Here is a 13,456-nt window from a genome sequence, read left to right on the forward strand (position 1 = left end):
GGTATTAATCTTAAAAATGCTGTGCTACTTTAATCCTACTGTATCTTAACCTCCTTATAAACAGAAGGCTCTAAAATCATAATTTGGTAAAATCCTCTAGATTAAATTCTGGACAAATCTTTTTAACCTCAAGACTCATCTATGACTATCAAACGTCGAGAATTCTTAGCTTTTTTAGGCATCAGTGCCGGAACAGTTACACTAAATCCCTTGGCCAAATTTCCTGCAACTGAAAAAAGCATAGCCGCTACTATTCCCAATACTCTAGCAAAAGAACTATCAAACCCCAACCTTTTTTCCATTCAACTTCCTATCCCCCTCGATATTGATAATCTAACAGCAGATGAGCAAAAATCCGCCTACAGCACTTATGAAGTGGTAGATGATTTGGTACTGCCTTCGGGTTTTACCTATGATGTCATTGCCGCTTGGGGCGATCCAGTGGGAGATTCTCGCTTTGGCTACAATAATGATTACCTTTCCTTGCTGGAAACAGCGCCCAACGAGGGGTTATTAACCGTTAATTTTGAATATATTAGTAGCAACACCTGGTTACAAACTTTCTCTAAGGTAATCGGGCAATCTTTACCTCTCGAAATCAAAGAAATCCCTACAGGTTATGAAGAAGAAATCCAAGCCTTTGAATTACCCGAAAATGACCCTTTAAAAACACAAGTAAAAGCCACTTGTGAGCAAGCACTCATTGATTTAGGAATAGGGGTTATTTCTATTCGCCGTAATTCCAACGGTCAATGGGAAAGAACTTATGCTAAAACCGATAGACGTATTACCGGCATATCCGGACTCAAAGACGGACGCTACTTAAAAGCAACCGGTCCTGCTGTGGCAGTTTTCACTAAAACCAATAAGCAAGGTTATGATGATCAACTCGGCGAAAAAATTATCGGGACTTTTCAAAACTGTGCAGGAGGAACCACACCTTGGGGAACAGTCTTTAGTGCTGAAGAAAACTTTCAAGACCAAGTTCCTGAAGCAGTAATGGCCGATGGTTCATCTTTAAAACCCTCTCAAACTCCTTTTAAAATAATTGTCAGCAAAACTGGCGGCAAAAATGAAGTTAATATCACCGGTTGGGCTAATGTATTTGGTTTAGCCGGCAATAAATACGGTTGGATGGTAGAAATAGACCCTGCTAACCCCAATGACTACGGAACCAAACACACTTGGTTAGGGCGCTATCGTCACGAAGCAGTGGCCTTTCATACAGTGGCCGATAAACCTTTAGCTGTTTATTCAGGATGTGATCGCCGAGGAGGACACTTATATAAGTTCGTCTCCAAAGCTAACATCAAAGACCCCAAAGACAAAAGCAATTCCCGTTTAATGGAAGATGGGATGCTATACGGAGCAAAATTTAACCCCGATGGAACCGGGCGCTGGATAGCATTACGTCCTGATACCCCTGTAGATCCCGTTTTACCCTCTCAAGTCCAAGGAAAAGAGGGTCAGGGAATTGTGGGCCTACCGAACCCCAAGCGCACAGAAGGCGGCATCATAAAAATAAGCCGCGATGAGGATATTACCAGCTATAAACAACAATTTAAAACCCTCAGCGATCTTTACCCAGGGAACCCCAGCGAAAAACAGGGTGCTATCTTAATTGATGCTCATTATGCCGCTAATGCTGCCGGTGTGACTTGTACCGCGCGGCCAGAAGACACTGAAATGAGTCCAGATGGCACACTTTATATGACCTACACCTCGGGTACACCTGACAGTAGCGGCGGTCCCGATCCACAGATTTTTAAGGGCCCCAATGGAGAAACCGCCTATGAATTTGGTTGGATCATGAGTCTAAAAGAAGACAATAACGATCCAGCCGCCATGACATTTCGCTGGAAACTCTTTTCTACAGGAGGAGAACCCGCTAAAGGCGGCCTCGGTTTTTCTAACCCTGATAATCTTAAGCTAGATAACAAAGGCAATTTGTGGATGGTGACAGATATGACCACCCTAACCATGAATAAAGCCATCCCTGAGCGAGTCATTGAGGGTAAAGCCGTCAGCCAAACCGAATTAGTCGGGTTATTTGGCAATAATAGCGCTTGGTTTATACCTACAAGCGGCAAAAATGCCGGCAATGCTTATCCTTTTGCCATCGGACCAATGGAAACAGAAATGACAGGGCCGACTTTCACTTCGGACCAAAAAACCCTATTGATTTCTATTCAACATCCAGGAGAAGCCGGCGGAATTCGTGAAAATATGCAGTCTGAAACTCGAAACTTTCTCATTCAAACCACTAACGGCCAAGAATTCACCCAAAAAAGAACAGTACCCATCGGTTCAAATTGGCCCTCTAAAAAACCCAATGATCCTCCTCGTCCGGCTATCGTTGCCATTCGAAGACTCAATCAAGAGACTATCGCCTAAATTATAACATTCTAGGGTGGACAAAATTCACCCTTTCCTTTTTTCTTGGCGCGAAATCAAAAAACATTTAACTTAACTAAAAATTTTTCTGTAAAACCGACTCTTGATTTTGTAGTAAAACTTAATATCCTTGTACATAAAGGTTAACATCCCCGATTGTAAATTTGACAATGTTGGATTTACATCGGCAACACAAAATCCACACAATCATTAGATTATTATAGTGATTAGCTAAGAACAAAATTTTTTTTACAAGATTATGGGTGAACTAAGTATATCTACTCAAAATATCAACGGACGTAAGGTCGACTCCTATTTATTTTGGTTACGTGTTAAAAATCTTTTATCAACAGGTTTTTTTGTCACGGTGTTTGGCAGTTTTCTTTTAATGGTTATGTTTTATCGTTTTCATGGGTTAGATAACAAATCTTTTAGCACATTTGAAAAGGCCCAGGAAAATAGTTTATTAGAAAATCATCAAAAAATTTAATTTTAACATTTTTTTATTTATATAAAAAACCAGGGTGGGTGATAACAAGTAACCCGCCCTCGATTTTTAAAAAGACTGTTTTAACGTTTGCTCATAGAGGAGAAGAAATTTTTTGCTTATTTTTCTGCTCGGCGTGTAGCTTTTTCATTTTTGGGCGCTTCTTGCGCTCTTGCAGATTCAAATTTATCAGCTATAATTTCTTCAGGATCAATGGTAGGATCGGCGGCAGAATAAAGTTGACCTTCAGCGTTAGTATTCGGTTTAGTAGAATGCCCTTTATGACTCGCGTGTCCACCTGGCATAATTTTCACCTCTTTTTTTAGAGTATAATTCAAGAGTAATGAATAATCTTTTAAAGTTTCTTCTATCTTTTGATTGAATATTTTTTGTCTTTTCTGAACAGTAAACCTTTCTTAAGAAATAATTATTTAGATATAATTCCTAAAAGATGATCCCCCCCAACCCCCCTTAATAAGCGGTGGATAACTGACAAAAATTTTAGGATGGGCAATCTAGATCAACTTTGAAGAATGACAAAAGCGGCTTGATCCTTTAAAATCTTAACAGGGTTAAATATTTGTTTTAATTTCATCGTTAAAAATGTCAATGGTCAATATTGCTCAAATTCTTGCTACTGAGTTATCTTTACGTCCTCAACAGGTCTCAAATGCTCTTGAATTATTAGCAGAAGGAGCAACTATTCCTTTTATTGCGCGTTATCGCAAGGAAAAAACCGGCTCACTCGATGAAACTCAATTAAGAACTATCTCGGAACGTTATACTTATATAACTGAATTAGAAGACCGGAAAAAAGTTATCTTAGAAGCAATTGCGGCACAAAATAAACTGACTGATGAACTGAAAAATAAAATTGAATCCTGTTTACAAAAAAACGAATTAGAAGACCTCTATTTACCTTATAAACCTAAACGCCGCACCCGAGCAACTATTGCTAAAGAACAAGGGTTAGAACCTTTAGCCGAGTTGATTAAATCCCTTAATTATCCTGCCTCTAAACCTGTTTCTTTAAGGGAAGAAGCGGCTAAATATATTAATGAGGAAAAAGGAATTAAAACAGAAGAAGAGGCTTTAAATGGGGCATCCGATATCTTAGCAGAAGAAGTATCCGAAAAAGCGAATCTACGGGCTTACTTACGGGATTATTTGATGAAAGAGGGGCTGTTTATTTCTCGTATTAAAGATGAACACCCAGAAGGCAGTACAAAATATGAAATGTATCGAAACTTTCAAGCCGCCGTTAAAAAAATTGCACCTCATAATATTTTAGCCTTATTTCGCGGAGAAAGCGAAGGAATTTTAGCCGTTGATCTGGATTTTGATGAGGCTTTTGTTCAATCCTATTTAGAGTCACAGGAAATCAAAACAAAAATTTCCGAAGTGCGAGAGTTTTATCAAAAAATGCTCAAGGATGCTTTTAACCGTTTGATTAAATCTTCTTTAATTCGAGAAGTGAGATCCGATAGAAAAACTTGGGCAGATTTAGAGTCTATTAAAACTTTTGAAGCAAATTTAAGAAACTTGTTACTCTCTCCACCGGCAGGAATGAAGCCAACAATGGCAATAGATCCAGGGTTTCGTACGGGATGTAAGGTGGCAATTTTATCAGAAACCGGCAAATTTTTAGACTATCAAGCAATCTTTCCTCATACGGGAGATCGAGGACGTTCTGAAGCGGCTATTACAGTTAAAAAATTAATTGAAAAATATCAGATAGAATTGATCGCTATCGGCAATGGTACAGCCTCCCGAGAAACGGATCAATTTATTACTGAAGTATTGAAAAGTTTAGACAAAAAACCGGTTAAAGTAATTGTCAATGAGTCAGGCGCTTCTATTTATTCTGCATCGGATACAGCAAGGGAAGAGTTTCCTGATTTAGATGTTACAGTACGGGGAGCCATTAGTATAGGAAGAAGATTACAAGACCCTCTGGCAGAGTTGGTAAAAATTGACCCTAAATCCATAGGCGTGGGGCAATATCAGCATGATGTAGAGCAAAAGTTGTTGAAAAAGAAATTAGAGGAAACCGTCGAAAGTTGTGTCAATTATGTGGGGGTTGATTTAAATACGGCTTCTAAACAATTGTTGATTTTTGTGTCGGGGATAACGCCTTCTGTGGCGAATAATATTGTCGAATATCGCAACAAAAATGGGGCGTTTAAGAACCGCAAAGAGTTGCTGAAAGTGGCTAAACTCGGGCCGAAAGCCTTTGAACAAGCGGCGGGTTTTTTACGTATTCGGGGAGGGGATAATCCTTTAGATAATACTGCTGTTCACCCAGAAAGTTATAAGGTGGTGGAAGCGATAGCGGCTTCTTTGGGAGTGCCTTTAAAGAAAATTACTGAGGTGAGTTCCCGCATACAGTCTTTAGATTTGAAGCAATTTGTCACTGATACGATTGGTATACCGACTTTAAAGGATGTGATTCAAGAGTTAGAAAAACCGGGAAGGGACCCTAGAGAACAGTTTCAATATGCTTCTTTTAAAGAGGGTATTATGGAGATTTCGGATTTAAAAGAGGGGATGGAGTTAGAAGGAATTGTTACGAATGTGGTGAATTTTGGGGCGTTTGTGGATGTGGGAGTACATCAGGATGGGTTGGTTCATATTTCCCAATTGGCGGATCATTTTGTCAGTGACCCTAATCAGGTGGTAAAAGTGGGACAGGTGGTAAAGGTGCGGGTTATGGAGGTGAATGAAAAGTTAAAACGGATTGGTTTGTCGATGAAGGCGGCTAGGTAATTGGATTAAGTTAGATTATAAGCGCCCTACACCCTGAAGGGTGAGGCTACACGAACGAAGCCCGCCTGCGCGGGCTATATAATAAATTGTGTGAGATAATTCTGATTTGTTTTTTATTTTTCCTCTTGTTGATCTAGTTGTTGACGATAATTTTCTATTTCATTTAAAACTTCTTCAAATAAAGGATTATTTTCATACATTCCGGCAAATTTTAACCAAGGATGTTCAGATTTTATTGCTGGATGAGTTGATGTTGAAGGCTGAGAAAGCGATCGCATAATTAAAAAATCGACAAATAGATCAACTTCCTGCACCAGCGCTTCTGGTAATTGCTGAATTTTGGCAATGGTTTTCTGATGTAAACTCATCTGCTTATACTTCAATATTAAAATATTAGCCCGCGCAGGCGGGCTTTGTTCGTATAGCCCCACCCTTCAGGGTGTGGGATCTTGAGGGTGTAGAATCTTCAGGGCGCTTGATACCCCAACTCCCTCGCCTTTTGAAAATCCGCCGCCGCTTGTTGCTCATTGCCCAACTTACCATAACACTCGCCGCGTTTGTCGTAAATATAAGCATTAGGATAAAAGCGAAGAACTTCGTTAAAATCATCAATCGCTCGATAGTATTGTTTTAGTTCAATAAAAGCAAGTCCTCTATCATAATAGGCTTTGAAATTTTGAGGATAGATTTGAATGGATCTCGTTAAAATAGCAATACCGGTTTTCCATTCTTTGGCTTTAAGTTTCTCAACAGCTTTCTGATACAACTCATTAGATCCGATCTGAGGATTAAAGATATATTTATCACAGGTTTCACAAGCTTGTTTTTCTTCTTCGGTTTGGGGGTTTTTGAAAATAGGATAGTAACGTAATTGATGACAGCAGACTTCTAGCCAACTGCGCCAACTCCCTCGCCACAGCCGCACAGTTTTATCATCACTCCCACTGACAATAATTTCCCCATCTGGGCTAAAAGCCACTGAGTTGACCCGATTTTCATGTCCACGAAAAGGAGCAGCTATCGGGTTGCCCTGTTTATCCCACAGCCGCACTGTTTTATCCTCACTCCCACTGACAATCATTTCCCCATCACGACTAAAGGCCACTGAGGTGACAGGATTTTCATGTCCTCTCAAAGGTTCACCGATAGGGTTGCCCTTTTTATCCCATAGTCGCACTGTTTTATCCTCACTCCCACTGACAATCATTTCCCCATCACGACTAAAGGCCACTGAGGTGACACCATTTTCATGTCCTCTTAAAGGTTCACCGATGGGGTTGCCTTTTTTATCCCACAGCCACACTGTTTTATCCTTACTCCCACTGGTAATCATTTCCCCGTCTGGACTAAAGGCTACTGAGGTGACAATTCTTTTATGTCCACGAAAAGGTTCAGCAATAGGGTTGCCTTTTTTATCCCACAGCCGTACTGTTTTATCCTGACTTGCACTGACAATCATTTCCCCGTCTGGACTAAAAGCTACTGAGGTGACACCTCTTTCATGTCCTCTTAAAGGTTCAGCAATAGGGTTGCCTTTTTTATCCCACAACCGCACTGTATCATCCTGACTTCCAGTGACAATCATTTCCCCGTCTGGACTAAAAGCTACTGAGGTGACAATTCTTTTATGTCCACGAAAAGGTTCAGCTAAGGGGTTGCCCTGTTTATCCCACAGCCGCACAGTTCCATCCCTACTCCCACTGACAATTATCCCCCCTTCGGTTTGGGGGAGCGGACTAAAAGCTACTGAGGTGACATAACTTTCATGTCCACGAAAAGGTTCAGCTATCGGGTTGCCCTGTTTATCCCACAGCCGCACTGTTTCATCTTCACTCCCACTGACAATCATTTCTCCATCTGAACTAAAAGCCACTGAGGTGACCCAATTTTCATGTCCAATAAAAGGTTCAGCTATAAGGTTGCCCTGTTTATCCCACAGCCGCACAGTTTTATCCCAACTCCCACTGACAATCATTTCCCCATCTGAACTAAAAGCCACTGAGGTGACATAATCTTCATGTCCACGAAAAGGTTCAGCTATAAGGTTGCCCTGTTTATCCCACAGCCGCACAGTTTTATCCCAACTCCCACTGACAATCATTTCCCCATCTGAACTAAATGCCACTGAGGTGACATAACTTTCATGTCCACGAAAAGGTTCAGCTATAAGGTTGCCCTGTTTATCCCACAGCCGCACTGTGTCATCCCAACTCCCACTGACAATCATTTCCCCATCTGAACTAAAAGCCACTGAGTTGACAATACTTTCATGTACCTTGAAAGGATCAGCAATAGGGCTGCCTTTTTTATCCCACAGCCGCACTGTATCATCCCCACTCCCACTGACAATCATTTCCCCATCCGGACTAAACGCCACTGATTCGACAGTGCTTTCATGTCCTCTCAAAGGTTCAGCTATCGGATTGCCCTTTTTATCCCACAGCCGCACTGTATTATCCCAACTCCCACTGACAATCATTTCCCCATCACGACTAAACGCCACTGATTCGACAGTGCTTTCATGTCCTCTCAAAGGTTCAGCTATCGGATTGCCCTTTTTATCCCACAGCCGCACTGTATTATCCCAACTCCCACTGACAATCATTTCCCCATCACGACTAAAGGCTACTGAAGTCACACCTCTTTCATGTCCGCAAAAGGGAATAGACTTTTTAACTCTTTCCATCACTAAATATAAATTCCTCTGAACAGGAGTAAAAATCTCATGAGGTGCTTTATCCAGATTCTCTCCTATGGCTTGAATCGCCAAAACAAGCGGCGCTAAAGTTTGGGAAGTCAACAAAATCTCTACCCTTGCCGCCTTTTCCCTCAATCTTGACTCAGTTAAAGCAAGATCTAACCGTTCAATTTGCTCTTGTTTTTCCCTGACTACCCGTTCACTCTCAGCAATACTCGCCGCCACAAACTCATCTACTTCTACCCCTAAATCTCTAAAAGCGCCTTCTTGTTGAAACTCCCGTACTCGTGCTAACTTTGACCCACTCCAGAGTTCATCGGATGCCTTATCGGTGTTGCGTAATTCATACCAGAGTTTAGCATCATCGATCAAGCGCTTCCGCAAGATAATAATATCTTCTTTTTCCTTGACCAAATCCTGTAACACAGACCAACTTCTTAACAGCGCTTCGTGAGCAACTTCTACTGTTTCCTGTTCTTTCCCACTCACCAACAAGCGATTATCAATCAACTTATTTAAAGCGCTTTCTAACTCCTTCCCATCCCGAAACTTAGACAAATTCACGCGGCGACTTACGGGTTCATTTCCTGCAATATCCACCAGTTCAATAAATATTTGTTTTGCCGCTTCTTGTTCTTCTTTTGTCAGTTCTGATGAATAAATTTTATCTGCCTGCTGTTGTAAAGCGCCTGCTACCCCATCAATAGCATTATAAGTCTTAGATTTTAACTCTCGATTTTGCTCTTGAATCTTTTCTTGTTGCCACAACAACTTAAGGGTATATTGCAACAGAGGTAAACAACCCGCCTGTTGTTTAAAATCATCAATAATTTGGTCAACTAAATTTTTCTCAAACGTTACCCCATTTCGTGCCGTCGGTTCAGCAATAGCTGACCTCAACTCTCCGTCACTCATATCCGTCAAGAGAATATTCTTCTTTTCAATGTAGTGAACCAATAGCGGATACTTACTCAGTCTGCCATAAAAATCAGACCGCATCGTCATGATTAGTTTAAGGGTTGTATCTTCTCCTTTTTCCCCCAATAACTGAACCAAACTACTGACAAATCTATCCCGCACTAATTCAGGAGTAAGGGTAAATAACTCCTCAAACTGATCGATAAACAGCAACCACCCCCTATCTTTTTTTAAATTATTAACGACTTTGATTAATGTTTCTGCCGCTTCTTCTCGTGCTAACTTTGCTTGAGACTGCGGATAACGGGATAACAAGCGCCCATAAAGAGACTCAAAAGGATTTTCATCAGGAACAAAAGTTAAATTAATAAACCCTTCTAACCCGGGTTTATCCGTCAACTGAGGAATTACCCCCGCCTGAATTAGGGAAGATTTACCACTACCTGATTGCCCCAACAATAACAATAGATTATGCTGTTCTAAATGAGTCAGGAGTTTTTTAATAAATTCATCTCGTCCAAAAAATTTATCTTTATCTTCGGGTTTGAATTTTTCTAGTCCTAAATAGGGACATCCTAGAATAAGGGGACGTTGATGAATGTTTTCTGGTGGCTGCTGATAAATAAAAGTTTGATGAATGGTTGATTCTTGAATTTTATAAGCTCCAACACCTGTAACATCCCGTCCCACATTAACATTATTTTCTGAACCTGGGTTACTCATGGCAACATTTAACTAATATCACCTTGATTAATAGTTGAGCCGCTTATGTTGTATCCCGCAACCCCTTTAACACCACCCTCTATATTAATATTACCTCCTGGTGTCTCTTGGGGTTTTAACTGCTGTAATAACTCCTGTGCTTTTTTGATAATTTCCTCATCTTTATCAACTTCTGCCTCAACTAATTCATCTTTCAAAAGTTCTTTGACTGCCTCGGGTTTCTTCTCTAATTTGTCTAATAAATAACCCGCATCTGCTTTACCTTTACTTTCTAACTTTTTTTTGATGAAATCTTTTAATGCCTTGTAAAGATCGCCAGCTACTTCTCCCGCCGGTTTAGCCGCACCGGCTATCAGTGCTGAAACAATAACATCAATTGCCATAATTTCCTCGAAATCAAAATCAAAAGAGCTTCATTATCCATCATAGCTCAACTATACTTAAGAGAGAGGACAACAATTAACATAAATTAAAAAATATTTATATAAAAAAATAACTCAAACCCAACAAAAAACATGACAAAACCACAAGATAAAAATACAAATATCTCTAAACTGACAAAAAAATTAACTCATCTACGTAACCTGAGCAACTTATTAGATAATGCCATTCTCATACCCGGGACATCCTACCGTATAGGCATAGATCCCATAATCGGATTAATCCCCGGAGCCGGAGACTATTTAGGAACAGCCTTATCCGCTTATATCGTCATCCAAGCCGCCTTAATGGGAGCCTCCAAACCCACCTTATCCAAAATGGCATTAAACATAATTTTAGACACCTTAGTGGGCACAGTACCCATATTAGGAGACTTTGTTGATGTAACCTGGAAAGCCAACACAAAAAACCTAGAACTCCTAGAAGAAAACCTCCACCTTACCCAACCGAGAAAAACAACAGACTGGCTATATATCATCCTATTAATAATAATAATCTTTCTCGTACTAGCTGCCACAACCGCCCTATTTTTATTCCTCCTGCAACTAATTTGGCGGCTAATCAATCACCAATAAAAGCCCCAAAACAGTAAAATATAAACTTGAACTCAAACCCCATCCCCCCATGAACAAACCCTCTTTGCACTCTCTTTGCCGCTTGGCGGCTTGGCGCGAAATAAAAACCCCTTTTCTCCTAGCACTCTCACTCATCATCAGCCTAAACATTGCCCCCAAAACCACCTCAACCGAACAACCCCCAATCATCACCCAACAGCAACAAAACGAACAGCAAAAAGACTTTCAACAACTGATTAACTATGCAGCAACCCATCAACTAAATAACAAATCGATGGGACAAATCATGCAAGCAATAGCTCATCAACTCCTCGGTTCACAATACAAAGCCGGCTTACTCGAACAAACCCCCGAAGAAAGCTTATTTATATCACTAAAACAATTTGACTGTCTATTATTTGTGGAAACAGTCCTAGCTCTTTCCCGAAATATTGCCCAACAAGATTACACTTATCCCACCTTTACCCATCATATCCAAGACACACGCTACCGCCAAGGAAAACTCGACGGATATTGCAGCCGCTTACACTACTTTTCTGAGTGGATAGAAGACAATCAAAAGCGAGGAAATATTCAAAATATCACCGCATCTTTAGGCGGAATTCCCCTCAAGAAAACCCTAAACTTTATGAGTACCCATCGCCAAGCTTACCGGCAACTGAAAAGCCATACCAACTATGAATGTATTCTCCAAGTGGAAAAGAATTTAGAAAGTTTAAAAATTCGCTATATTCCTCAACCTCAAATCCGACAAATTTATAACCAACTCCAACCCGGAGATATTATCGGAGTCGCTACAAATTTGAGTGGTTTAGATGTCACTCATACCGGCTTAGTGTATCGTTTTCCTAATGGAAAAATCGGCTTTATTCATGCTTCTCCTGCCGGCCAAGTGACCATTGCGGCTGATTTACAGCAATACATAAAAAATGTTAACCATGCCGTCGGTATTATTGTCGCCCGTCCCCTAAAAAATTAATTCTGTTCATTCTGATTTTGCCCTAAAAGATCTTGTAACTTAATCTTCGCTAACTCAAAATTCGGCTCAATTTCTAGCGCTTTATGGTAAGAAGCGATGGCTTCTTCATTGCGTCCCATATTTTCTAGCGTAAAGCCCCGGTTATACCAACCTTGATAATAATCTTCTTGTAATTCGATCAGCTTATCCCAACAAACTAGACAATCTTCCCAACGTTGGAGACTAAATAAAACACTGCCGCGAGAATTCCAGATTTGAGGGTCATCGGCATCCAATTCAAGGGCTTTATTGATGCTTTCTAACGCTTCGTCTAACCTTCCTAAATAAGCCAAAGCACTACTCCGATTATGCCAAGCTTCTGCCAAATCCGGGTCTAGGGCTAGGGCTTGGTCCCAAGAAGCGATCGCCCCTTCCCAGTCAGCCATCTCGGCTTGCTGTACTCCTCGTTGGAACCACTCGTCTACGCTTGAGGGTTCTTGAGTGGGGTATTCCTGATTTTGAACTTGTTGAAATTGCTCGATCAACACATTGACAATTTCTTGAGGGTCGTTTGTCTGTATTCCCAACTGTTGAGCCAAGGTTTGAGCAAGATTAGAGTCATGCTGTAAACGTTCTAATAATTCGTCTATGGTTAACGCTTCTGGTGGTGGGTTAGGGATAGTATCTTCGGAAGCGTCTATGCTCATTTGGGGTTGTAATGAGATCACAGGGGCAGAAGTTTTCATCTCTGTTTGAGATGTATCTGGGCCATCATATTCCCAGACGCTATTTTTTTGGTTTTTATTATAGAGTTCTCTGCCAATGCGATAAGATGTTTCCCCGATCAGTTGTATTTTCGGGATGGTCTGCGCTAATTCTCCTAAACGCAGCATACGAGCGGCTAATAATTGATTTGGGGCCGAGGAAGACAAGACCTTTTCGCCAAAACGTTCTAGCCAGACGGCCCATTTCTTTTGTTTTCCCTGTTCCCCCAGATTATTAAAAAACTTAACGATTCGTCCTTCATGCCACCCATGACCGATCCCTTCCATTAGCTGCATGAACAAAAATTCATAATCGGTATCTGTCAGTGGCGGGGCAGACTCCCCTTGATCGGTTCTTCTCCTTACAGACAAAGAAGAAGAAGGTCCTATAGACCTTGAGCCAAACAGTTGCCCAAAGAAGCTTGTAATCCACTGCCAAATCCGCCTGAATAGTCCCTGCATTCTTTTTTGATTTTGATTGCTATCCGATTAGAGTTACTCTACTTAATTAGTTTAGCGGTTAACTGTGCTTTTCTTCTGGAGGGGTGACCTTATATTCTTCAATCCGGCACCATTTTATTGACAAGAGTTACTAATAGTCTTACCGAATTTACTCATCAGGGGTCACTTTCTGTAATAATTTAGAACGGTGTCGTAAATTTTTTTTAAGACTGACCATCACCATTGTGCTGATAATATTACTATGCTTGCCTTCTGAGGCCAGCAAAAATA

The 13,456-nt window shown here is 40.8% G+C and carries 10 protein-coding genes; 5 read left to right on the forward strand and 5 right to left on the reverse strand.

The window, feature by feature from the left end; genetic code table 11:
- Positions 1–141 precede the first annotated feature (141 nt).
- Both CYAN7822_RS01080 and CYAN7822_RS01085 read left to right on the forward strand, forming a co-directional pair.
- The gene (locus CYAN7822_RS01080) at positions 142–2,394 is read left to right on the forward strand and encodes a PhoX family protein (protein ID WP_013320385.1); all 2,253 of its coding nucleotides are present in this window, start codon (positions 142–144) and stop codon (positions 2,392–2,394) included.
- A 259-nt stretch (positions 2,395–2,653) separates the two neighbouring features.
- On the forward strand, positions 2,654–2,884 hold the full coding sequence (locus CYAN7822_RS01085; protein ID WP_013320386.1) for a hypothetical protein: 231 nt from the start codon (positions 2,654–2,656) through the stop codon (positions 2,882–2,884).
- 116 nt (positions 2,885–3,000) lie between these two features.
- On the opposite strand, the gene CYAN7822_RS01090 is transcribed toward CYAN7822_RS01085, so the two are convergent.
- Complete coding sequence (locus CYAN7822_RS01090) at positions 3,001–3,186, reverse strand: hypothetical protein (protein WP_013320387.1); 186 nt, start codon at positions 3,184–3,186, stop codon at positions 3,001–3,003.
- Between the two features lie 304 nt (positions 3,187–3,490).
- Between CYAN7822_RS01090 and CYAN7822_RS01095 the strand changes: the two genes are divergently transcribed.
- The gene (locus CYAN7822_RS01095; protein ID WP_013320388.1) at positions 3,491–5,647 is read left to right on the forward strand and encodes a Tex family protein; all 2,157 of its coding nucleotides are present in this window, start codon (positions 3,491–3,493) and stop codon (positions 5,645–5,647) included.
- Positions 5,648–5,760: 113 nt separating this feature from the next.
- Here CYAN7822_RS01095 and CYAN7822_RS01100 read toward each other — a convergent pair whose 3' ends face one another.
- The 3 genes from CYAN7822_RS01100 to CYAN7822_RS01110 all read right to left on the reverse strand — a co-directional run bounded on the left by CYAN7822_RS01100 (position 5,761) and on the right by CYAN7822_RS01110 (position 10,369).
- Complete coding sequence (locus CYAN7822_RS01100; protein WP_013320389.1) at positions 5,761–6,015, reverse strand: DUF2281 domain-containing protein; 255 nt, start codon at positions 6,013–6,015, stop codon at positions 5,761–5,763.
- Between the two features lie 98 nt (positions 6,016–6,113).
- A complete protein-coding gene (locus CYAN7822_RS34285) occupies positions 6,114–9,986 on the reverse strand; it encodes an nSTAND1 domain-containing NTPase (RefSeq protein WP_013320390.1) in 3,873 nt (1,290 codons plus the stop codon).
- An 8-nt stretch (positions 9,987–9,994) separates the two neighbouring features.
- Complete coding sequence (locus CYAN7822_RS01110) at positions 9,995–10,369, reverse strand: hypothetical protein (RefSeq protein ID WP_013320391.1); 375 nt, start codon at positions 10,367–10,369, stop codon at positions 9,995–9,997.
- Between the two features lie 132 nt (positions 10,370–10,501).
- Here CYAN7822_RS01110 and CYAN7822_RS01115 point away from each other — a divergent pair, with 132 nt between their 5' ends.
- Both CYAN7822_RS01115 and CYAN7822_RS01120 read left to right on the forward strand, forming a co-directional pair.
- Entirely contained in the window at positions 10,502–11,002 is a 501-nt protein-coding gene (locus CYAN7822_RS01115) for a DUF4112 domain-containing protein (protein ID WP_013320392.1), read from the forward strand.
- A gap of 49 nt (positions 11,003–11,051) precedes the next feature.
- Positions 11,052–11,981, forward strand: coding sequence for an N-acetylmuramoyl-L-alanine amidase-like domain-containing protein (locus CYAN7822_RS01120; RefSeq protein WP_013320393.1), 930 nt, complete (start codon positions 11,052–11,054; stop codon positions 11,979–11,981).
- Here the strand turns inward: CYAN7822_RS01120 and CYAN7822_RS01125 are convergent.
- Positions 11,978–13,186 carry a tetratricopeptide repeat protein gene (locus CYAN7822_RS01125; protein WP_013320394.1) on the reverse strand — a complete coding sequence of 403 codons (1,209 nt, stop codon included), beginning with the start codon at positions 13,184–13,186 and terminating at the stop codon, positions 11,978–11,980. The genes CYAN7822_RS01120 and CYAN7822_RS01125 overlap by 4 nt on opposite strands.
- Positions 13,187–13,456: the final 270 nt, after the last annotated feature.

It is taken from the genome of Gloeothece verrucosa PCC 7822, from assembly GCF_000147335.1.
Classification (GTDB): Bacteria; Cyanobacteriota; Cyanobacteriia; order Cyanobacteriales; family Microcystaceae; genus Gloeothece; species Gloeothece verrucosa.

Bases quoted from the DNA above. Each gene is read 5' to 3' on its own strand.
- CYAN7822_RS01080 (WP_013320385.1), top strand. From the start codon at position 142: ATGACTATCAAACGTCGAGAATTCTTAGCTTTTTTAGGCATCAGTGCC.
- CYAN7822_RS01085 (WP_013320386.1), top strand. From the start codon at position 2,654: ATGGGTGAACTAAGTATATCTACTCAAAATATCAACGGACGTAAGGTC.
- CYAN7822_RS01090 (WP_013320387.1), bottom strand. From the start codon at position 3,186: ATGCCAGGTGGACACGCGAGTCATAAAGGGCATTCTACTAAACCGAAT.
- CYAN7822_RS01095 (WP_013320388.1), top strand. From the start codon at position 3,491: ATGGTCAATATTGCTCAAATTCTTGCTACTGAGTTATCTTTACGTCCT.
- CYAN7822_RS01100 (WP_013320389.1), bottom strand. From the start codon at position 6,015: ATGAGTTTACATCAGAAAACCATTGCCAAAATTCAGCAATTACCAGAA.
- CYAN7822_RS34285 (WP_013320390.1), bottom strand. From the start codon at position 9,986: ATGAGTAACCCAGGTTCAGAAAATAATGTTAATGTGGGACGGGATGTT.
- CYAN7822_RS01110 (WP_013320391.1), bottom strand. From the start codon at position 10,369: ATGGCAATTGATGTTATTGTTTCAGCACTGATAGCCGGTGCGGCTAAA.
- CYAN7822_RS01115 (WP_013320392.1), top strand. From the start codon at position 10,502: ATGACAAAACCACAAGATAAAAATACAAATATCTCTAAACTGACAAAA.
- CYAN7822_RS01120 (WP_013320393.1), top strand. From the start codon at position 11,052: ATGAACAAACCCTCTTTGCACTCTCTTTGCCGCTTGGCGGCTTGGCGC.
- CYAN7822_RS01125 (WP_013320394.1), bottom strand. From the start codon at position 13,186: ATGCAGGGACTATTCAGGCGGATTTGGCAGTGGATTACAAGCTTCTTT.